Annotated in this window: 17 protein-coding genes; 4 read left to right on the top strand and 13 right to left on the bottom strand. The window is 71.6% G+C overall.

Annotated elements, in window-relative coordinates; genetic code table 11:
* Positions 1-18: 18 nt before the first annotated feature.
* The 13 genes from ACH4RC_RS08730 to rsmH all read right to left on the bottom strand — a co-directional run bounded on the left by ACH4RC_RS08730 (position 19) and on the right by rsmH (position 15708).
* Entirely contained in the window at positions 19-765 is a 747-nt protein-coding gene (locus tag ACH4RC_RS08730; protein ID WP_398197095.1) for a YggS family pyridoxal phosphate-dependent enzyme, read from the bottom strand.
* Positions 766-771: 6 nt separating this feature from the next.
* Positions 772-1512, bottom strand: a complete 741-nt coding sequence (pgeF, locus tag ACH4RC_RS08725; protein WP_398197092.1) for a peptidoglycan editing factor PgeF — start codon at positions 1510-1512, stop codon at positions 772-774.
* 61 nt (positions 1513-1573) lie between these two features.
* Complete coding sequence (gene ftsZ, locus ACH4RC_RS08720) at positions 1574-2800, bottom strand: cell division protein FtsZ (RefSeq protein ID WP_398197091.1); 1227 nt, start codon at positions 2798-2800, stop codon at positions 1574-1576.
* A gap of 288 nt (positions 2801-3088) precedes the next feature.
* Entirely contained in the window at positions 3089-3895 is an 807-nt protein-coding gene (locus tag ACH4RC_RS08715) for a cell division protein FtsQ/DivIB (protein WP_398197088.1), read from the bottom strand.
* Between the two features lie 29 nt (positions 3896-3924).
* On the bottom strand, positions 3925-5013 hold the full coding sequence (gene murG, locus ACH4RC_RS08710) for an undecaprenyldiphospho-muramoylpentapeptide beta-N-acetylglucosaminyltransferase (protein WP_398197085.1): 1089 nt from the start codon (positions 5011-5013) through the stop codon (positions 3925-3927).
* Positions 5014-5019: 6 nt separating this feature from the next.
* Positions 5020-6330 carry a putative lipid II flippase FtsW gene (gene ftsW / locus ACH4RC_RS08705; protein WP_398197082.1) on the bottom strand — a complete coding sequence of 437 codons (1311 nt, stop codon included), beginning with the start codon at positions 6328-6330 and terminating at the stop codon, positions 5020-5022.
* Between the two features lie 106 nt (positions 6331-6436).
* Positions 6437-7879: a UDP-N-acetylmuramoyl-L-alanine--D-glutamate ligase gene (murD, locus tag ACH4RC_RS08700; RefSeq protein WP_398197080.1), complete on the bottom strand. Its 1443-nt coding sequence runs from the start codon at positions 7877-7879 to the stop codon at positions 6437-6439.
* Positions 7861-8934 (bottom strand): phospho-N-acetylmuramoyl-pentapeptide-transferase, encoded by a 1074-nt coding sequence (gene mraY, locus ACH4RC_RS08695; RefSeq protein ID WP_398197078.1) that lies wholly within the window; start codon positions 8932-8934, stop codon positions 7861-7863. The genes murD and mraY overlap by 19 nt, the downstream gene beginning before the upstream one ends.
* On the bottom strand, positions 8931-10340 hold the full coding sequence (gene murF / locus ACH4RC_RS08690) for a UDP-N-acetylmuramoyl-tripeptide--D-alanyl-D-alanine ligase (protein WP_398197075.1): 1410 nt from the start codon (positions 10338-10340) through the stop codon (positions 8931-8933). Before murF ends, mraY begins: the two co-directional genes overlap by 4 nt.
* Before the next feature lie 4 nt (positions 10341-10344).
* Positions 10345-12027, bottom strand: coding sequence for a UDP-N-acetylmuramoyl-L-alanyl-D-glutamate--2,6-diaminopimelate ligase (locus ACH4RC_RS08685; RefSeq protein ID WP_398197073.1), 1683 nt, complete (start codon positions 12025-12027; stop codon positions 10345-10347).
* Positions 12028-12085: 58 nt separating this feature from the next.
* Complete coding sequence (locus ACH4RC_RS08680; protein WP_398197070.1) at positions 12086-14053, bottom strand: peptidoglycan D,D-transpeptidase FtsI family protein; 1968 nt, start codon at positions 14051-14053, stop codon at positions 12086-12088.
* Between the two features lie 4 nt (positions 14054-14057).
* A complete protein-coding gene (locus tag ACH4RC_RS08675) occupies positions 14058-14726 on the bottom strand; it encodes a septum formation initiator family protein (protein WP_398197067.1) in 669 nt (222 codons plus the stop codon).
* A 25-nt stretch (positions 14727-14751) separates the two neighbouring features.
* Positions 14752-15708 carry a 16S rRNA (cytosine(1402)-N(4))-methyltransferase RsmH gene (gene rsmH / locus ACH4RC_RS08670; protein ID WP_398197065.1) on the bottom strand — a complete coding sequence of 319 codons (957 nt, stop codon included), beginning with the start codon at positions 15706-15708 and terminating at the stop codon, positions 14752-14754.
* A gap of 413 nt (positions 15709-16121) precedes the next feature.
* Here rsmH and ACH4RC_RS08665 point away from each other — a divergent pair, with 413 nt between their 5' ends.
* The 4 genes from ACH4RC_RS08665 to ACH4RC_RS08650 all read left to right on the top strand — a co-directional run bounded on the left by ACH4RC_RS08665 (position 16122) and on the right by ACH4RC_RS08650 (position 21682).
* A complete protein-coding gene (locus ACH4RC_RS08665) occupies positions 16122-16667 on the top strand; it encodes a beta-class carbonic anhydrase (protein ID WP_398197063.1) in 546 nt (181 codons plus the stop codon).
* A 184-nt stretch (positions 16668-16851) separates the two neighbouring features.
* Positions 16852-17889, top strand: coding sequence for an AAA family ATPase (locus ACH4RC_RS08660; RefSeq protein ID WP_398197061.1), 1038 nt, complete (start codon positions 16852-16854; stop codon positions 17887-17889).
* Complete coding sequence (locus tag ACH4RC_RS08655) at positions 17889-19286, top strand: DUF58 domain-containing protein (RefSeq protein ID WP_398197059.1); 1398 nt, start codon at positions 17889-17891, stop codon at positions 19284-19286. The genes ACH4RC_RS08660 and ACH4RC_RS08655 overlap by 1 nt, the downstream gene beginning before the upstream one ends.
* Positions 19283-21682, top strand: a complete 2400-nt coding sequence (locus ACH4RC_RS08650) for a DUF3488 and DUF4129 domain-containing transglutaminase family protein (protein ID WP_398197057.1) — start codon at positions 19283-19285, stop codon at positions 21680-21682. The genes ACH4RC_RS08655 and ACH4RC_RS08650 overlap by 4 nt, the downstream gene beginning before the upstream one ends.
* Positions 21683-21742: the final 60 nt, after the last annotated feature.

Raw genomic sequence — 21742 nt, 5'->3', positions numbered from 1 at the left:
TCCGACTTCTTGGCGACGTTACCCGAGCCTGGGTCGGACTCCGAGTACCGCCGTACCGACGCGCACATGTGTCGCTCCGGCCGCCACGGCCTGTTCGAGGTCCGAACTCATCCCTGCCGACACCATGTTCGCAGCCGGACGGGAAGCGCGCAGGGCAGTCGACAAATCCATGAGCCGTTCGAACGCGGCCTGTTGCCGGCCCGCGTAGGCCCCGGTGAGCGGCGCGACGGTCATCAGCCCGTCGAGGCGCAGCCCCGGCGCCTCGGCCACGCGCGCGGCCAACTCCTCGACGCCGCCGGGCCCGACGCCGCCGCGCTCGCCCCGGCCGTCCTCCGTCGCGTCGAGCGCGACCTGGACGAGGCAGCCGAGCTCGCGCCCGGCCCGCTCGGCCTCCTTGGACAGCGCCGTGACGAGCCTGGCCCGGTCCACGGACTGCACCAGACCGGCATAACCCACCACGGACCGGACCTTGTTGGTCTGGAGCTGGCCGACGAAGTGCCAGGTGAGCGGCAGGTCAGCGCACTCCTTCGCCTTGGGGGCGGCGTCCTGGTCCTTGTTCTCCGCCACGTGCCGCACACCGAGCCCGGAGAGGATCCGTACATCGCTCGCGGGGTAGGTCTTGGTGACCACGATGAGGGTCACCTCCTCGCGCTTGCGGCCGGCTGCCGTACAGGCGGCAGAGATGCGTTCCTCCACCTTTGCCAGGTTCGCGGCGATTTCTTCCTTGCGCCCCGTGGGGTCCTGATGGCGCTGAAGGTCCGTCATGTCGTATCAGTCCAGCCAGACATAGCCCGCGAGCCGGCCGGTGGCCTTGTCGCGGCGGTACGAGAAGTGGTCGTGCGACTCCAGCGTGCAGACCGGCGACTGCTCGCGGTCGCGCACTCCGAGCCGCTCCAGTTGGGCGTGGACCCCGGCGCTCACGTCGACGGCGGGGGTGCCCCAGCTGGTCTCGGCGTACGCGGCCGGTTCGATGGCGGCGGCCTCCGCGCGCATCTGCTCCGGCACCTCGTAGCACCGGCCGCAGACGGCGGGCCCGGTGCGGGCCACGATCCGGGCCGGGTCGGCGCCGAGCTTCACCATCGCCTCCACGGCGGCGGGCACGACCCCGGCGAGCATTCCGGGGCGGCCCGCGTGCGCGGCGGCGGCGACCCCGGCGACCGGGTCGGCGAGGAGGACCGGGACGCAGTCCGCGGTCAGGACGGCGAGGGCGAGCCCGCGCCGGGTGGTGACGAGGGCGTCGACCTGCGGAATGTCGGCCTCCGTGGCCCAGGGCCCGTCCACCACGGCGACGTCGGGGCCGTGCACCTGGTTCATCCAGACGACCCGGGTCGCTTCGAGGCCGAGCGCCTCGGCTGCCAGCTCCCGGTTGCGCAGTACGGCTTCGCGGTCGTCGCCGACCGCGCCGCCGAGGTTCAGCTCCTCGTACGGAGCGGCGCTCACCCCGCCCCACCGGTCGGTGAAGGCGAAGTGCGCGCCACTCGTCAAGGTCACATCGTCCCGCCGGCCTATCACTGTCGTGCGGTTCCCGTCGGGCCCGGGAACGTCCCCGCCGGGGACGGCACTGTCAGGAACGTCACTTCAGGAAGTCCGGGACGTCCAGCTCCTCGGCCTGGCTGTCCGGGTAGGACGGCCGCGGCACGTGGGGCGGGGTGACAGGCGCCGCGGGGGCCTCGCTCGCCGGAGCGGGCACCTCGATCGGCTCCGGCTTCTGCTCCTCGCGCGGGGTGACGCTGCCGAGGCCGCCGAAGGCCGGACGCGCGGGCTCGGGGGCCGGCGCCGGGCGGGCGGCGGGGGCGGATTCCTCGCGCTTGGCGGAGGACGAGCCGATCACGTTGTCCCGCTTGGCCGGTGGCTGGCCGCCGTCGAATCCGGCGGCGATGACCGTGACCCGGACCTCGTCGCCGAGGGCGTCGTCGATGACCGCGCCGAAGATGATGTTGGCCTCGGGGTGCGCGGCCTCGCTGACCAGCTGCGCCGCCTCGTTGATCTCGAAGAGACCGAGGTCGGAGCCGCCGGAGATGGAGAGCAGCACGCCGCGGGCGCCGTCGATGGAGGCTTCCAGGAGGGGCGAGGAGATCGCCATCTCCGCCGCCGCCACCGCGCGGTCGTCGCCGCGGGCGGAGCCGATGCCCATGAGCGCGGAACCGGCCTCGGACATCACGGACTTGACGTCGGCGAAGTCGAGGTTGATCAGGCCGGGCGTGGTGATGAGGTCGGTGATGCCCTGGACACCGGAGAGCAGGACCTGGTCCGCCGACTTGAAGGCGTCGAGGACGGAGACCTGGCGGTCCGAGATGGACAGGAGCCGGTCGTTGGGGATGACGATGAGGGTGTCGACCTCTTCGCGGAGCTCGGCGATGCCGTCCTCCGCCTGGTTGGCACGGCGCCGCCCCTCGAAGGTGAAGGGGCGGGTGACCACGCCGATCGTCAGGGCGCCGAGCGAGCGGGCGATGTTGGCCACGACGGGCGCGCCGCCGGTGCCGGTGCCGCCGCCCTCACCGGCGGTGACGAAGACCATGTCGGCCCCCTTGAGGACCTCCTCGATCTCCTCGCGGTGGTCCTCGGCCGCCTTGCGGCCGACTGCCGGATTGGCTCCGGCGCCGAGTCCGCGGGTGAGTTCACGGCCGACGTCGAGCTTGACGTCCGCGTCGCTCATCAACAGGGCTTGCGCGTCGGTGTTGATGGCGATGAACTCGACGCCCTTGAGACCGACCTCGATCATCCGGTTGATGGCATTGACACCACCGCCGCCGACACCGATGACTTTGATGACTGCGAGGTAGTTCTGCGGTGCTGCCACGTCGAAGGCCTCTCGCCTCGAGTTACGTGTCGCCGCTTCGTGTACTGCCGAGGCGACGACTGATGTCGAATGGGGACGGTCCGGACTACTAGTCGACTGCCGACCCGAACCCTAACGGTGAAGTTTAGGGTTACCAGTGTGTCTGTTCCCTGGACTCTTCCGGACCTGACACTAAGTCGACAAGTGGCGCCCGTTCAACGAACACGCCGAACCTCCCGTTTTTCTTTTCACCCTATGTGATCAGCCGTAGCGCTGCCCAACCAGGGTGCTGGCCTGCGCGGATACGCGTCAACTCCCTGATACGGCAGGCGCGGTGGGGACACTCACGTCGAAGTGCGACGCCTTTGGAGCTGCTTTCATGAGGCTGCGCAGTACGCGCCCCTTCGCGCCGCCCTTCTCGGCACTTCCCCAGACGACGGTGCGCCCGCCGGTGAGCCCCAGCGAGATGTCGTCGTAGGAACGGACCCTGACGGTACGGGTGTCGCGCGCGACGGCCGCCGGAAGGTGCCCGCCGACCCGGACCGCCTCGCGGACCAGGCGGTCGGTACCGAAGCGTCGCAGGCTCGCCGCGGCGCCCGCCTGATCCGGCGTCAATTCCAGCCGGGGAACACCTTTCGGGGCTTTGTCGACCGTCGCAAAACGCACACCCTCATGGTCCACTTCGACGAACTTGCCCTTGTTTCGGGCATCTTCGACGATAAGAACGGACTTGCGTTCCGTCACTTTCAGCCCGATTCCATGCGGCCAGGAACGCACCACGTCCACCGAGTCGACGCGGGGCAGTCTCCGCCGGATCCGGTCCGCGATGGCGCCGGTGTCGACGGAGACCAGCGGGGCGCCGACCGGTACCGCGGCGGCCTCGCGCACCTGCTCGGGCGTGAGGATCTCCGTCCCCGAGGCCGTGACGCTCTCGACGCGCAGCCACTGCGATCCGTACAGGGCCCAGACCGAGCCCGCGCCGACCAGTACGACGAGGACGCCGCCCACGATGAGCGTGCGCAGGCGCGGCAGGCGCAGCCGGGGCGGCGGCGGGCCGGAGGGGGATACCTCGGCTTCGTCTCGTTCGCCGCGGTCCGCGGTGGTCGCTCCGGCCACGCTGCCCTGCCTCAAATGTCGTACGCCCTCTAGCGGCGTGAGTTGATCGCCTCGTACACCATCCCGACGAGCAGGTCGTCGGCGTCCCTGCGGCCGAATTCGGAGGCGGCGCGGGACATCTCGTACAGCCGGTGCGGGTCGGCGAGCACGGGCAGGACGTTGCCCATGACCCACTCGGGGCTCAGCTCCGCGTCGTCGACCAGCAGGCCGCCGCCGGACTTGACCACCGGCTGGGCGTTGAGCCGCTGTTCGCCGTTGCCGATGGGCAGCGGGACGTAGGCGGCCGGGAGTCCGACGGCGGAGAGTTCGGCGACGGTCATCGCGCCCGCGCGGCAGAGCATCATGTCGGCCGCGGCGTACGCGAGGTCCATCCGGTCCACGTACGGTACCGGGATGTAGGGGGGCATTCCCGGCATCTGCTGCACTCGCGGCAGTTCGTTCTTCGGGCCGACCACGTGCAGGATCTGGATGCCGGACTGCTGGAGCAGCGGGGCGACGCGCGTGACGACCTCGTTGAGGTGGCGGGCGCCCTGGGAGCCGCCGGAGACCAGCAGCGTCGGCAGGTTCGGGTCGAGGCCGAACGCGGCGCGGGCCTCGGGGCGGACCGCGGCGCGGTCGAGCATCGCGATGGTGCGGCGCAGCGGGATGCCGATGTAGCGGGCGTCGCGCAGCTTGCTGTCCGGGGTGGAGACGGCCACCCCTGCCGCGTACCGGGAGCCGATCTTGTTGGCGAGGCCGGGGCGGGCGTTGGCCTCGTGCACCACGATCGGGACACCGGCGCGCTTGGCGGCGAGGTAGCCGGGCAGCGCGACGTAGCCGCCGAAGCCGACGACGCAGTCCGCCTTGGTGCGCTCCAGGATCTGCTCGGCGGCCTTGATGGTGCCGCGCAGCCGCCCGGGAACCGTGATCAGTTCAGGGGTGGGCTTGCGGGGCAGCGGGACGGCGGGGATCAGCGCCAGTTCGTAGCCGCGCTCCGGTACGAGACGGGTCTCCAGGCCGCGCTCCGTGCCGAGGGCCGTGATCCCCACGGTCGGGTCCTGCCTGCGCAGGGCGTCCGCGAGGGCGAGCGCCGGCTCGATGTGGCCGGCGGTCCCCCCACCGGCGAGTACGACATGCACCGAAATTCACCGCTCTCCGGACGTACGCGCCGAGGCGCGCCGTCGCATCGTGTTCCATCTCATCCGTGGCTGCCGCATGGCCAGGGCCGCCCGTGCCGCCGGTTCGTCCCGCGCGAACGCGATCAGAAGTCCCACGGCGAACATGGTCGGCAGCAGCGCGGACCCCCCGTACGAGAACAGCGGGAGCGGGACCCCGGCGATCGGCAACAGGCCGAGCACCGCACCGATGTTGACCACGGCCTGCGCCGTGATCCAGGTGGTCACGCCTCCCGCGGCATAGCGTACGAAGGGGTCCTCCGTGCGTCCGGCCACGCGGATACCCGCATAGCCTAGAGCCGCGAACAGGGCGAGCACCGACAGCGTCCCTGACAGGCCCAGTTCCTCACCGGTGATGGCAAAGATGAAGTCGGTGTGCGCTTCGGGAAGTTGGCCCCATTTTTCCACACTGGCGCCGAGCCCGGAACCGAAGAGTCCGCCGGAGGCCAGGGCGTAGATCCCGTGCAGCCCCTGCCAGCACATGTCGTCGGGGCCGGCGTCGGCGCGGCCCAGGCAGGCGAGGCGGGCCATACGGTTCGGGCTGGTCTTGATCAGCATGACGCCGATCAGGCCCGCCACGGTCAGGACGCCCACGAAGAGCCTGGTGGGGGCGCCCGCCATCCACAGCAGGCCAAAGAGGATCGCGGTGAGCAGGATCGCGGTGCCCATGTCGCCGCCGAGCATGATCAGGCCGAGCAGCAGGAACGCCATCGGGACGAGCGGCACCAGCATGTGCTTCCACTGCGTGAGCAGCCGCTTGTCGTGCTTGCGGGCCAGCAGGTCGGCGCCCCACAGGATCAGCGCCAGCTTCCCGAACTCGCTGGGCTGGAGCATGAAGGGGCCGCCGAGCGAGATCCAGTTCTGGTTGCCGTTGATCGACACCCCTATCCCCGGCACCTGCACCAGGACCATCAGGAAGACGCTGACGGCGAGGATCGGGTAGGCCAGGGCCCGGTGGAGCTTGACCGGCATCCGCATGGCGAGCACCAGCAGGATCGCGCCGAGGACGGCCGCGACGAACTGCTTGCGGAAGAAGTACGAGCTGGACAGGCCCATCTGCAGGGCCGTGATCATCGACGCCGAGTAGACCATCACCAGGCCGAGCCCGGTGATGAGCAGCGCCGAGCCGAGGATCAGGTAGTACGCGGTGAGGGGCCGGTCCCAGGCGCGGCGGGCGCGCAGGTAGAGGCGGCGTACGGGGTTGACGCGGGCCCGGTAGACACGGCTGGTGCGCCTCGGTGGGGCCGCGGGACGCTTGGTGGCTCCGGCGCTACCGGGCATTGCCGCTCCCCCAGGGTGAGCCGCAGTACGGGCTCTGCGTTCGCTGGTGCGCTGCCACGTTCCCCTCCCGAGGGTGCCCGGCGTCACCGGGCACCCGAAGGTACCGTCAGACGCTGGTGGCGCCCAGTTCGCGGACCGCTTCCGCGAACGCCTCGCCACGCTTGTTGTAGTTCGTGAACATGTCCATCGACGCGCAGGCCGGGGCCATCAGGACGGTGTCTCCCGGGCGGGCGAGCCGCGCCGCCTCCCGGACCGCCGCGGACATCGCCCCAGTGTCGGTCCGGTCGAGGTCGACGACCGGTACTTCCGGGGCGTGTCGCTCCAGGGCTTCGCGGATCAGGGCCCGGTCCGCGCCGATCAGGACGACGCCCCGCAGCCGCTTCGCCGCGCCGGTGACCAGCTCGTCGAAGGTGGCGCCCTTGGCGAGCCCGCCGGCGATCCACACGATCGACTCGTACGCGGCCAACGACGCCTGCGCGGCGTGGGTGTTGGTCGCCTTGGAGTCGTCCACGTAGGCCACCTCGGCGACGTCTGCGACGTGCGCGATGCGGTGGGCGTCGGGGGTGAAGGCGCGCAGTCCGTCACGGACGGCGGCCGGTTCGACGCCGTAGGCGCGGGCGAGGGCCGCCGCCGCGAGGGCGTTGGCGACGTTGTGCGGGGCCGGCGGGTGCACGTCGGCGACCTCGGCCAGCTCCTGGGCGTTCTTCCGGCGGTCCTCGACGAAGGCCCGGTCGACGAGGATGCCCTCGACGACGCCGAGCTCGGAGGGTCCTGGCGTGCCCAGGGTGAAGCCGATGGCGCGGCAGCCCTCCTCGACGTCGGCCTCGCGGACCAGGTCCTCGGTGGCCTTGTCGGCGGTGTTGTAGACGCAGGCGACCTGGTTGCCCTCGTAGATCCGGCCCTTGTCGGCGGCGTACGCCTCCATGGAGCCGTGCCAGTCGAGGTGGTCGGGCGCGAGGTTGAGGACGGCCGCGGAGTGGGCGCGCAGGGAGGGCGCCCAGTGCAGCTGGTACGAGGACAGCTCCACGGCGAGGACGTCGTAGGCGTCGTCGCCCTCCAGGACGACGTCCACGATCGGCGTGCCGATGTTGCCGACGGCTGCCGTGCGCTTGCCCGCCGCCGTCAGGATCGAGGCGAGCATCTGCGTCGTCGTGGTCTTGCCGTTGGTACCGGTGATGGCGAGCCAGGGCGCCGCGTCGGGGCCGCGGAGGCGCCAGGCGAGCTCCACGTCACCGATGACGTCCACGCCCGCCTCGGCGGCCGCGGCGAACAGGGGTGAGGCCGGCTTCCAGCCCGGTGACGTGACGACAAGGTCGGTGCCCTCGGGCAGCGTTTCGGCATCCCCGAGGCGTACGGCGATGCCCTCTTCTTTAAGAAGAGCCGCTTTTTCGCGCTGGGCGGGGCCGTCGCCGCCGTCCACGACGGTGACCGACGCGCCGAGGCCGGCCAGGGCGCGGGCGGCGCTGAGGCCGCTCACGCCAAGACCGGCGACGGTGATGGCCGTCCCCTGCCAGGGACCCTGACCGGAAGTCACTTCTTGGCTGCCCATCCTGCGTAGAAGAGGCCGAGTCCGACGATCACGCACATGCCCTGGATGATCCAGAACCGGACCACGACAAGGACTTCGGACCACCCCTTCAGTTCGAAGTGGTGCTGGAGTGGCGCCATGCGGAAGACGCGCTTGCCGGTCATCTTGAAGGAGCCGACCTGGATGACCACGGACATGGTGATCATCACGAAGAGGCCGCCGAGCAGGGCGAGCAGCAGTTCGGTGCGCGAGCAGATCGCGAGACCGGCGAGGGCGCCGCCGAGGGCGAGCGAGCCGGTGTCACCCATGAAGATCTTGGCGGGCGAGGTGTTCCACCACAGGAAGCCGAAGCAGGCGCCCATCAGGGCCGATGCGACCACTGCCAGGTCGAGTGGGTCTCTGACCTCGAAACACGCCGCTGGGTTGGTGAGGGTCTGCGCGTTGGCGCAGGACTCCTGGAACTGCCAGACGCCGATGAAGGTGTAGGCGCCGAAGACCATCACGGAGGCGCCGGTGGCGAGGCCGTCGAGGCCGTCGGTGAGGTTCACGCCGTTCGACATCGCGAGGATCATGAACAGCGCCCAGACGACGAAGAGCACCGGGCCGATCGTCCAGCCGAAGTCCTCCACGAAGGAGAGCCGGGTCGAGGCCGGGGTCTGCCCCCGGGCGTCCGCGAACTGCAGAGACAGCACCGCGAACGCGATACCGACGATCAGCTGGCCCGCCATCTTCGCCTTGGCCCGCAGACCGAGCGAGCGGCGCTTGACGATCTTGATGTAGTCGTCGAGGAAGCCGACCAGGCCCATGCCCGCCATCAGACCGAGCACGAGGAGACCCGACAGGGTCGGGCTCGCGCCGGTGATCAGCTTGGACAGGAAGTACGCGATGAGGGTCGCCAGGATGAAGGCGATACCACCCATGGTCGGCGTACCGCGCTTGCTGTGGTGCTCGCGCGGGCCGTCGTCACGGATGTACTGGCCGTAGCCCTTGCGGGCGAGGAGCTTGATCAGCAGGGGTGTGCCGACCAGCGTCAGGAACAGACCGATGACGCCCGCGAAGAGGATCTGCTTCATCATCGGGCATCGACCTCGCCCTCGAGCAGCGCCTGTGCCACGCTCTCCAGGCCCACCGACCTGGAGGCCTTCACGAGCACGACGTCACCCGGGCGCAGCTCGCTGCGCAACAGGTCGACCGCCGCCTGTGCGTCGGACACGTGCACCGACTCCTCACCCCACGAACCCTCGTTATAGGCGCCCAGTCGCAGCCAGGACGCTTCCCTGCCCCCGACTGCCACGAGCTTGCTGACGTTGAGCCGGACGGCGAGCCGTCCGACCGCGTCGTGCTCGGCCAGCGACTCGTCGCCGAGCTCGGCCATGTGCCCGAGCACCGCCCACGTACGACCCCCCTCTGCCCGCCGGGCCTCGCCCATTGCCACGAGCGCGCGCAAGGCGGCTCGCATGGACTCGGGGTTCGCGTTGTAGGCGTCGTTGACGATCGTGACGCCGTCCGGACGCTCGGTGACCTCCATCCGCCAGCGGGACAGGGAGCCCGCCTCGGAGAGCGCGAGCGCGATCTCCGAGGCGGACATGCCAAGGTCATGGGCGACGGCGGCCGCGGCGAGCGCGTTCGACACGTGGTGCTCACCGTACAGGCGCAAGGTCACTTCGCTGCACCCGGAGGGTGTGTGAAGGCTGAAGGCGGGCTGCCCGTTCTCCGTGAGCCGGACATTCTCGGCACGGACGTCGGCTTCCGAGGACTCTCCGAAGAGGAGCACCTTGGCCCTCGTACGGGACTGCATGGCCCGTACGAGGGGGTCGTCGGCGTTGAGGATCGCGGTGCCGTCGGCGGGGAGCGACTCGACGAGCTCACCCTTCGCTTCCGCGATCTGCTCCTTGCCGCCGAACTCGCCGATGTGGGCGCTGCCGACGTTGAGGACGACGCCGACGCGCGGCGGCGTGAGGCCCGTCAGGTACCGGATGTGGCCCTTGCCGCGGGCGCCCATCTCCAGGACGAGGAACTTCGTCTCGTCGGTGGCGGACAGGGCGGTCAGCGGCAGGCCGATCTCGTTGTTGAAGGAGCCGGGCGTGAAGACGGTGGGCGCCTTGCTGCCGAGCACCTGGGCGATCAGGTCCTTGGTGCTGGTCTTGCCGGCCGAGCCGGTCAGCGCGACCAGGGTGGCGCCGAGCCGCTCGACCACGTGCTGGGCGAGCGCGCCGAGCGCGGCCTGCACGTCGTCGACGACGATGGCGGGCACGCCGACGGGGCGGGACGCCAGGACGGCGGCCGCTCCCTTGTCGACGACCTCGCGCGCGTAGTCGTGGCCGTCCACGCGCTCACCGGCGAACGCGGCGAACAGGCTGCCGGTCTCGACCTTGCGCGAGTCGATGACGACCGGGCCGGTGACCCGGACCTGACCGTCCGGTATGTCGTAGGTCTGCCCGCCGACAGCTGAGGCGATCTCGGCGAGGGAGAGGGCGATCACAACTTCATCCCTGGGTCTGCTCGATGGCTTCGCGAAGCACCTGGCGGTCGTCGAAGGGACGCACCACCCCGGCGATGTCCTGGCCCTGCTCGTGGCCCTTGCCCGCCACGAGCACCGTGTCGCCGGGCCGTGCGCGCGCGACGGCGGCGGCGATGGCGGCGGCCCGGTCCTCGAAGACCGCGACGTCGCCGCGCTCGTGCGCGGGCACGTCCGCGGCGCCGGCCAGCATCGTGGCGAGGATCGCGAGGGGGTCCTCGGAGCGCGGGTTGTCGGAGGTGAGAATGGCCGTGTCGGCGAACCGCGCGGCGGCGGCGCCCATCGGCATCCGCTTGGTCTTGTCCCGGTCGCCGCCGCAGCCGAGCACGATGTGCAGCTTGTTCCCGGTGACCTTGCGCAGGGCCCGCAGGACGGACTCGACGGCGTCGGTCTTGTGCGCGTAGTCGACGACCGCGAGGTACTCCTGGCCCGCGTCCACGCGCTCCAGGCGGCCCGGTACGCCGGGGACGGCGGCGACGCCGTCGGCGGCGGTCTGCGGGTCGATCCCGGCGACGGCGAGGGTGACGATCGCGGCGAGGGTGTTCGCGACGTTGAAGGCGCCCGGCAGCGGCGCCTTGGCGGCGAACCGCTCGCCCTTGGGGCTCACGACGGTCAGCGTGGAGCCGAGCGGCCCCACTTCGACGTCCTCGGCGCGCCAGTCGGCGTCGGGGTGGCCCTCCGCCGAGAAGGTGACGACGGGGAACCCCGAGGACGCGGACTCGCGGACGAGCCGGCGGCCGTACTCGTCGTCGAAGTTCACGACGCCCTGTTTGCTGCGTGCGCGTGTGAACAGTTGCGCCTTCGCCCGGAAGTAGTCCTCCATGTCGGAGTGGAACTCCATGTGCTCCGGGCTGAGGTTGGTGAAGACGCCGACGTCGAAGACGCAGCCGTCGACCCGGCCGAGCACGAGGGCGTGGCTGGAGACCTCCATGGCGACGGCGTCGACGCCGCGCTCGCGCATGACCGCGAACAGCGCCTGGAGGTCGGTGGCTTCGGGGGTGGTGCGCTCGGACTTGATGCGCTCGTCGCCGATGCGCATCTCGACCGTACCGATGAGCCCGGTGGAGCGGACCGACTTCAGACCGCCCTCGACGAGGTACGCGGTGGTGGTCTTGCCGGACGTGCCGGTGATGCCGAGCTGGAGCAGGCCCGTGCCCGGGTGGCCGTAGATGGTGGCGGCCAGTTCGCCCATCCGCGCGCGCGGGTCGTCCACGACGAGCGGGACGAGCCCGGCCTCGACGACGCGGTCCGCGCCGGCCGGGTCGGTGAGGGCGGCGACCGCGCCGAGCGTGGCGGCCTGGGCGGCGTAGTCGGCGCCGTGCGCGCGGGCGCCCGGCAGGGCCGCGTACAGGTCGCCCGGGCGGACCGCGCGGGAGTCGTGGGTGATGCCCGAGACGCTCGGGCCGCTCTCCCCCGCGTCGGCGGCCCCGGGTACGGGGACCCCCAGCTGATCTGCCAGTTCCGCGAGGGGTGTGGCGGAGACCTCGACCGGCCGCGGCGGCCCGGGGTATGTCACGGGTGCGCCCTTCAGGGTGGTTTGGGACTGATCAGCGTGTGGCACGGCGGTGAGCGTACCGGGCGCGGGGCCCGCTCGGCGAAGCGAGGGGCGTGGCGGGAGCTGGTTCCCGGAGTCGGAGGTGATGGTTGTCACGAGCTCTCAGGCTGTCTGGTGAGGGTGAGGTGATCATGGACACGGCGGTTCCCGGCCGTCATGGCTTGAACGAGACGGGCAACCGGGCGGACTCGGCGCCCGTGGGCGGTACTTGGAGGGTCTTCAGCGCGAACTCCATGACCTGCTTGTAGATGGGGCCGCAGATCTGGCCGCCGAAGTAACTGCCCTTGGTGGCGTTCTGGATGGCGCAGTAGACGGTGACGCGCGGCTTGTCGGCGGGCGCGAACCCGGCGAAGGACGACGTGTACCCCTTGTAGCGGCCGGTGGCCGGATCCACGCGGTTGGCCGTACCGGTCTTGCCCGCGACACGGTAGCCGGGGATGCGCGCCTTGGTTCCGGTGCCTTCCTCGTCGTCGACGACGGACTCCAGCATCCTGGCGACCGCCTTCGCCGTCTTCGCGCTGACGACCCGCGTCTCCTTGGGACGGGGCGCGGGCCGGAACCGGCCGTCCGCGTCCTTCGCGCCGCGCACCAGCGTCGGCTCGATCCGTACGCCGCCGTTGGCGATGGTCGAGTAGACGGAGGCCGCCTGCATGGCGTTGATGGAGAAGCCCTGTCCGAACGGGATCGTGTACTGCTGCGACGTCGACCACTTGTTCGCCGGCGCGAGGATGCCGGAGGTCTCGCCGGGGAAACCGAGACCGCTCTGCTCGCCGATGCCGAACTTGCTCAGGTACGAGTGGAGCACCCGGTTGGCCTGCGGCTGGGTCTCGCCGAGCTCGCCGGTGGCGAGGATCGTGCCGATGTTGCTGGACTTGGCGAGGACGCCGTTGAGCGTGAGGTGCCAGGTCTCGTGGTCGATGTCGTCCTGGAAGAGCCGGTCGCCGCGGTGCAGCCGGTTGGGGACGGTGACGTGGGTCAGGGGCGTCGCCGCGTTCTCCTCCAGGATCGCCGCCATCGACATGACCTTGGCGGTGGATCCGGGCTCGTACGCGTCCTGCAGCGCCGCGTTGCCGAGCGCCGCCGGGCTGGCGTCCGAGAGGTCGTTGGGGTCGAAGCCGGGTGCGTTCGCCATGGCCAGGACCTCGCCGGTTCGCGTGTCCTGCACTATGACGTAGCCGCGGTCGGCGCCGGACTTCTTCACCTGCTCGGTGATCGCGTCCTGCGCGGCCCACTGGATGTCGCGGTCGATGGTCAGCTCGACGTCGGAGCCGGCCACCGCGGGCTGCTCGGTGCTGCCGGCGGTCGGCACCTGCTGTCCGCCCGACTGGGCGTAGCGGATCTTGCCGTCCTTGCCCGCGAGCTCCTTGTCGAGCTGCTGCTCGACACCGCCGCCGCCCTTGCCGTCGGCGCTGACCCAGCCCAGTATCCCGGCGCCGAGGTCGCCGTTCGGATAGACGCGTTTGCTGCTGGGGTCGGCGAGCACGCCGGACAGGACGCTGGCCTCGCGGCCCTCGGCGTTGGCCTTGTCGTTCAGCGTCGACCTGAGGTCCTTGATCTGCTTCCAGACCTGCGGCGTCTGCCGCGCGGCAAGGCGCACGTACCGGGTCTTCCTGGTCCGCAGCTTCTTCGCGATCGCGTCCGCGTCGCCCCCGACGATCGGCGCGAGGAGCGCCGCCGCCTGCTCGGGGGCGTCCTTCAGACCGGTGGCCTTCTCGGTGAACAGGGTCGGGTCCGCGGTGATGTCGTACGCGTCCACGCTGGTCGCGAGGGAGACGCCCCTGCGGTCGGTGATGCCGCCGCGCTCGGCGGCGATGGTGTGGCTGACGTAGCGATTCAGCTCGGCCCGCGCGGCGTACGCGTTCGCGTCGACGCCCTGCACCTGGAAGAGCCGGACGACGAAGACCATGAGGACGAGCGTGAGGCCCAGGCTCACCATCCGCAGGCGGGGCCGGGGGCTGCCCAGGCGCAGTGGGGTGCGGCCCTTCGCGGACGAGGGGCGCGGGCGCCGTGCCGCGGGGCGTGCGCCCGGCCCGGGGCGCCGCTGCGGGGCGGGGCGGGGCGACGGTCCGCCGCCGCGCGCGGGTCCTGGCACGCGGCGGCGCGGAGGCTCCCTGTCGGTCATGGCGTCACCTGCCGGGGTTCGAAGGAGCGGGGGCCGTATCGGCGGGGGCTGTCGCGGCGGGGTTCGTCGCTGCGGACGCTGTCGCGGCGGGGTCCGTCACAAAGGACGTCATCGGCGCGGGCGGCACGATCGGCGCGACCGGCGACGGAGGCGCGCTCGGGAGCCCGGCCGTGGTCCGCGGCGGCACGGGCGCCTGCTGGTACAGCGGCGTGGAGTACGCGGCCTTCTTCGGTACGCCGCGCACCGTGCCGTTCGGGTCGAGGAAGGCGGGGTCGCCGCCCGGGACCATGCCGAGCTCCCTGGCGCGGCGCTGGAGGGCGTCGGGCGCCGAGTAGGAGTCGACCTCACGCTGGAGCTGCTGCTCGTCGTCGGTGAGCTCGGTGGTCTGCTTCTTGAGCCTGCTCAGTTTGAACGATCCTTCGTTGAGCGAGGAGTTCAGCACGAGCAGGGTGATCAGTCCGCCGCCGAGCAGCAGGACGACGAGGAGGACGAACGGGGTCCGGGCGGCCTGGGCGCCGCCCGCCGGGGAGACCGGGACGAGCCGCGCGAGGCGGGCGGCGCGCCCGCGCGGGGGCCCGGCGGCCTTCTTCGGCCTCCCGGGGTTCTTGGCGCCCGTAGAACCTTTGGCGCTCCTGGAGTTCCTCGCGTCGTTCGAGCCGCTCCTGGCGGTCATGACCACCTCTCCACGCGCGCGTGCCTCACTCGGCGACCTCCTCGCGGATGCGCTGCGCACCCCGCAGCCGTGCCGGAGCGGCCCGGCGGTTCTCGGCGACCTCTTCCTCCGTGGGGAGTTCGGCGCCGCGGGTGAGCAGCTTGAGCCGGGGCTGGTAACGCTCGGGGACGACGGGCAGTCCGGGCGGGGCCGTGGTGGCGGCGCCCGCCGCGAAGACCTGCTTGACCAGCCGGTCCTCGAGCGAGTGGTAGGACAGGACGGCGATCCGGCCGCCCACCGCGAGCGCCTGCACGGCCGCCGGAACGGCGCGCTCCAGGACGCTCAGTTCGCCGTTGACCTCGATGCGCAGGGCCTGGAAGGTGCGCTTGGCGGGGTTGCCGCCGGTGCGCTTGGCGGCCTGCGGCAGGGAGTCGCGGATCAGTTCGACGAGCCGGGCGCTGTTGCTGAACGGCTCCTTGTCGCGCTCCCTCACGACGGCCGAGACGATGCGCTTGGCCTGCTTCTCCTCGCCGTACTGGCGCAGGATGCGCACCAGGTCGCCCGGCGGGTACGTGTTGAGGACCTCGGCGGCGCTCATCCCGGTCGTCTGGTCCATGCGCATGTCCAGGGGCGCGTCCTGGGCGTAGGCGAAGCCGCGGTCGGCCTCGTCGAGCTGCATGGAGGAGACGCCGAGGTCGAACAGGACGCCCTGGACGCGCGGGATCTCCAACCGGTCGAGGACCTCGGGCAGTTCGTCGTAGACGGCGTGCACGAGGGTGGCGCGGTCGCCGAAGCGGGCGAGGCGCTCCCCGGACAGGCGCAGCGCCTCCTTGTCGCGGTCGAGGGCGACCAGGCGGCAGGAGGGGAACGTGGAGAGGAGGGCCTCGCTGTGGCCGCCGAGCCCGAGCGTGCAGTCGACGACGACTGCTCCGGGCTCGGCCAGGGCCGGGGCCAACAGGTCCAGGCAGCGCTGGAGCATCACCGGAACGTGTCGCTGACTCAAGGGGCCCTCTCAGGTCCGGCGGGCGCTCACGCACGCACTGCCGGGTCCCCGCCCGCTCGTGAAGGGGAAAGCGGTCCGTCGGCGCCGGGGAAGTGACGCCGGCCGACCCGAGCGGGAGGAGGCCGAGCCGTACGTACGCGCCGCGCACGCGGGGAGCGTCCGGCAGCGCCGGGATCTCCGTGTTGCTTCGATTTATCGGGGTTCGGCGTCACTTTAGTCCACGGCGCCCCTCGGTCAATCAACCGGCCTGCGCGTCGCCGGGCGCGTCGGCCGGATGGCGCGCGCCCCGCCTTTTCACCTGTTCGGCCGGGGTCCGCGCGTCCCTGTGGGTTACCTCACAACAGGGGCCGACACCGCTCTTTGTGCCGCCCCAAAGCGGGCCCCGGCCCCCCGCGACCATTACCGTCGTCACCATGACGACGCCTGCCGCTTCCAGCCCCAGCTCCGACGACGCCATACAGGGCGCCACCGTGACCGACCGTCTCGTCGAGTCGAACGCGCGGTACGCCGACGCGTTCACCGACCCCGGCATGGACGCACGGCCCGTCCTCCACGTCGCCGTCGTCGCGTGCATGGACGCCCGCCTCGACCTGCACGCCGCTCTCGGTCTGGAACTCGGTGACTGCCACACCATCCGCAACGCGGGCGGTGTCGTGACCGATGACGTGATCCGCTCCCTCACCATCAGCCAGCGCGCTCTCGGCACCCGCAGCGTGGTCCTCATACATCACAGCGGCTGCGGTCTGGAAGGGCTCAGCGAGGAGTTCCGCAACGACTTGGAGCTGGAGGTCGGCCAGCGTCCGACCTGGGCCGTCGAGGGGTTCCGGGACGTCGACCAGGACGTGCGCCAGTCCATCGAGAAGGTGCGCACCTCTCCCTTCCTGCTGCACACCGACGACGTGCGCGGTTTCGTCTTCGACGTGAAGACCGGGCGGCTGCGGGAGATCAAGCCCCGCTGAAACCCGACATATCGCGGCCAGTTGTCCACAGGCGAGTGACACGAACCGGTAACGCCAACAAGAATGCATGTGTGGCACCCCGCGCGAGCTTCGGAACTTTTCGCGCGTGGTGTCCGTGTTTCGGGGTGGGCCGGTCCGCGTCACAGAGCGTCGGCCCGGGAATGTACGGGCCGAGGAGGGCCGGGTGACGACCTATGACGATCGAGCGAGCCTCACTGATCTGACCACCACCGCGGAGCGTGTGCGCCAGTCGGTGGAGGGTGTGATCGAGGGCAAGCCGGAGGTCGTACGGCTTTCGCTGACCGTGCTGCTCGCCGAGGGCCATCTGCTCATCGAGGATGTGCCGGGCGTCGGCAAGACCATGCTCGCCAAGGCGCTGGCGCGCTCCATCGACTGTTCGGTGCGGCGTATCCAGTTCACGCCGGACCTGCTGCCCTCGGACATCACCGGGGTGTCGATCTGGGACCAGCAGCGCCGGGACTTCGAGTTCAAGCCGGGGGCGATCTTCGCGCAGATCGTGATCGGCGACGAGATCAACCGCGCGTCGCCCAAGACCCAGTCGGCGCTCCTGGAGTCCATGGAGGAGCGCCAGGTCACCATCGACGGCAACACCTACGAACTGCCCAGCCCCTTCATGGTGGTGGCCACCCAGAACCCGGTCGAGATGGAGGGCACCTATCCGCTGCCCGAGGCCCAGCGCGACCGCTTCATGGCCCGCGTCTCCATCGGCTATCCGAGCCCGGAGGCCGAGCTGCAGATGCTCGACATCCACGGCGGCGCCTCGCCCCTGGACGATCTGCAGCCGGTGGCGCACGCGCACGACATCGTGAAGCTCGTCGACGCGGTGCGCACGGTCCACGTCGCCGACGCGGTACGGCGCTACGCGGTGGACCTGGTCGCCGCCACGCGCACGCACCCGGATCTCAGACTCGGGGCGTCCCCGCGCGCGACGCTGCACCTGTTGCGGGCGGCCAAGGCGTCGGCTGCGCTCAGCGGCCGGGAGTACGCGCTGCCGGACGACGTGCAGGCGCTGGCCGTCGCGGTCCTGGCGCACCGTCTGCTGCCGACCGCGCAGGCCCAGTTGAACCGGCGCACGGCCGAGCAGGTCGTCCTGGACATCCTGCAGCGCACCCCGGTCCCGGCGGCCGACACGCGCGCGCCCGGCTATCCCGCCCCTGCCTCGATCTACAGCCAGCAGCCGCCCGGCGCCCGGGGGCTGTGATGACGGCAGGGGGGTATCCGGCGCCGGACCCCGGGGGCGGTTTCACCGGCGGGGACGGCGCGACGAACGACAAGGGCGACAAGAGCGGCCTGCGCACCGCCCTGGCCGGGCTGACCACGCGGGGCCGGTCCTTCCTCGCGGCCGGGATCGCCGCCGCGATCTGCGCGTACGTCCTGGGCCAGAACGATCTGCTCCGGGTCGGTCTGCTGCTCGCGGCGCTGCCGCTGGTCTGCGCGGGCGTCCTGTACCGCACCCGCTACCGGGTCGCGGGCAGCCGCCGCCTCTCCCCCGCGCGCGTGCCCGCCGGTTCGGAGGCGCGTGTGCACCTGCGGATGGACAACATCTCGCGGCTGCCCACGGGGCTGCTGATGCTCCAGGACCGGGTGCCGTACGTGCTCGGGCCGCGGCCCCGCTTCGTCCTCGACCGGGTCGAGGCGGGCGGTCGCCGCGAGGTGTCCTACCGGGTCCGCTCGGACCTGCGCGGCCGCTACCCGCTGGGCCCGCTGCAACTGCGCCTCACCGACCCCTTCGGCATGTGCGAGCTGACCCGGTCCTTCTCCACGTACGACACCCTGACGGTGATCCCGCGCGTGGAGCCGCTGCCGCCGGTGCGGCTCGCGGGCGAGGCCAAGGGGTACGGGGACGGGCGGCAGCGCTCGCTCGCCCTGGCCGGCGAGGACGACGTGATCCCGCGCGGGTACCGGTACGGGGACGATCTGCGCCGCGTCCACTGGCGTTCGACGGCCCGGTACGGCGAGCTGATGGTGCGCCGCGAGGAGCAGCCGCAGCGGGCCCGCTGCACGGTGCTGCTCGACACGCGCGCGGTGGCCTTCCAGGGCGCGGGCCCGGACTCGGCCTTCGAGTGGGCGGTGTCCGGCACCGCCTCCGCCCTGGTCCACATGTTGGAGCGGGGTTTCTCCGTCCGCCTGTTGACCGACACGGGCAACGCGGTGCCGGGCGAGCACACGGAGGGCTTCGCGGGCGCGGGGCAGGAGTCGGCGGACGCTGCGGGCCTGATGATGGACACGCTCGCGGTCGTCGACCACTCCGACGCGTACACGCTCTCGGCGGCCTATGACGTCCTGCGCGGCGGCAACGAGGGCCTCCTTGTCGCCTTCTTCGGCGACCTGGACGAGGAACAGGCCGGCGTGGCCGCCAGGATGCGGCAGCGCAGCGGCGGCGCCGTCGCCTTCCTCATGGACAGCGCCTCCTGGGCGCAGGGTGCCGGGGCGCCCCTCTCGCAGCAGTGCGCGGAGCGGCTGCGCATGCTGCGGGAGGCGGGCTGGACCGCGGTCGTCGTGCGGCCCGGCGCGTCCGTCGTCGACACGTGGCGCCAGGCGGACCGGGAGCGCACGGGAGCCGTCACGGCACCGGGCAGCACAGGAGGCTGGTCATGAGCGGCGGCGCGCGTCTCTCGGTCTGCGCGACACTGGCCACGTTCCTGGCCTCGTGCTCGCTGCTGCCCCTGGTCGACAGGGCCACCTGGATCATCCAGGCCGCGATCCTGCTGATCATCCAGGCGGCGGTCGGCGCGGCGGCCCGCAGGGTCCCGCTCGCACGGCCGCTGACGGTCGCCGCCCAGGCGCTGGTCTCCCTGCTGCTGCTCACGCTCGTCTTCGCGCACGAGCAGGCGCTCGGCGCGATCGTCCCGGGCCCCGATGCGTTCCGGCACTTCGGGCTCGTCCTGGAGTCCGGCGGCGACGACATAGGCCGGTACATGATCCCGGCGCCGCTGACCGACGGCATCCGGTTGATGCTGGTGGGCGGCGCGCTGGCGATCGGGCTGCTCGTGGACATGCTGGCGGTGACGTTCCGCAGCGCCGCGCCGGCCGGTCTGCCGCTGCTCGCGTTGTACTCGGTCGCCGCCGGGCTCTCCGACGGCGGGACCGACTGGTTCTGGTTCCTGCTCGCCGCGGGCGGCTACCTCCTGCTGCTGCTCGCGGAGAGCCGCGACCGGCTCTCGCAGTGGGGCCGCGTCTTCGGCGGCACCGGGCGCGTGCCCGGCGGCGGCGCGCCGGGCCAGGGCGGCGGGGGCGGCGCGGTCGCCCCGGTCCGCACCGGCCGCCGCATCGGCGCCGTCGCCCTCGGTATCGCCGTGCTCGTGCCCCTCTCCCCGTGGCTCGCGATCGACGGCGGCCTCCTGGGCTCCTCCGGCACCGGTGTGGGCCAGGGGTCGGGGAGCGGTGGCACCATCTCCGCGGTCAATCCGCTGGTCTCGCTGCAGAACAGCCTGAACCAGCCGGAGGACCGGACGGTGATGACGTACCGGACCAACGCCGAGCAGACGTCCGACATGTATCTGCGGATCGTCTCGCTCGACGAGTTCGACGGCACCACCTGGCGCCCCTCGGTGCGCAGCATCACCGACGTCCCGAACCCGCTGCCGAACCCGCCGGGGCTCGGCGCGGACATCGGCAGGACCGAGATCACCACCCGGATCTCGGCGGCCGACTGGTACCAGCAGGACTGGCTGCCGATGCCGTACCCCGCGACGAAGGTCTCGATCGACGGACGCTGGCGGTTCGAGCAGGTCGGCCGGACCCTGGTGGGCGACCACGGGCAGACCACGCGCGGGAAGTCGTACACCGTGAGCAGCATGATCGTGCAGCCGACGGCGGCGCAGCTGGCCAACGCCGGGGAGCCGCCCAGCGAGCTGGCGCGCGAGTTCACCAAGGTCCCCGGCTCACTGCCGGACGTGGTGCGCTCGACCGCGCTGCGGGTCACGGCGGGCGCGTCCGACAACTACGAGCGCGCGGTCGAACTGCAGGACTGGTTCGCGGTGAACGGCGGGTTCACCTACAACACCGAGGTGCAGGCAGGCAGCGGGTCCAGCGCCATAGCCCGGTTCCTGAAGCAGAAGGAGGGCTTCTGCGTCCACTTCTCCTTCTCGATGGCGGCGATGGCCAGAACGCTCGGCATCCCCGCGCGCGTGGCGGTCGGCTTCACGCCCGGCTCACCGGCGGGCGACGGCACCTACTCGGTAGGGCTGCGCGACGCGCACGCCTGGCCGGAGCTGTACTTCGAGGGTGTGGGCTGGACCCGTTTCGAGCCGACACCGAACCGTGGCACGGTCCCGCAGTACACGCAGGACGACACCCCGGTCGGCAGCCCGAGCGATCCGGCGGCGCCCGCCGAGTCCGCCTCCTCGGCGCCCTCGGCCTCCCAGCCGTCGTCGTCGCAGAGCTGCTCGGCGGCCCAGCTCAAGGACGGCTCCTGCGGCAACACGGGCCCGGCGATCGTGGGCGGCCCACCGGACGACGACTTCCCTCTTCTCTGGTCCCTGCTGATCAGCCTGGGCGTCCTGCTGGTCGCCTCGGTGACCCTGGCGCCGATGATGTGGCGCAAGGGGGTCCGCACGCGCCGTCTCGCCACGCCTGGCCGTACGGCGGCCGATGCCGGACCGCGCACACTGGCGGCCTGGCGTGAGGTCACGGACACGGCGTGGGACTACGGCATCGCCCCGGACGACTCGCTCACCCCACGCAAGGCGGCGGAGCGCATCGTGCGGATCGGGGAGCTGTCCCCGGCGGCCACCGCGGCGGTCCAGCGGGTGGCGTCGGCGGTGGAGCAGGTGCTCTACGCGCCGCGGCCGCTCCCCGTCTTCGGTCTGGGCGAGGACGTACGGCACGTGTACGCCGATCTGCACGCGAAGGCGAGCGGCTGGACGCGCCTGAGTGCGACGCTGCTGCCGCGCTCGGCCGTCCGGGTGATCTGGGCGCTGGCCGAGCGCTGGGGATCCTTCACGGCGGGGCTGCGGACCCGCTGGTCCCGCCCGTCGGGCCAGGAGGGCTGACGAGATCGCGCGGAAAGGGTGACCGCCTCGGGCGGTCACCCTTTCCGTACGTCAACGATG

The organism is Streptomyces sp. NPDC016845 (genome assembly GCF_044332585.1).
GTDB lineage: Bacteria > Actinomycetota > Actinomycetes > Streptomycetales > Streptomycetaceae > Streptomyces.
Note: the sequence above shows the minus strand (reverse complement) of the source record. Positions and strands in the feature narration are given on the sequence as shown.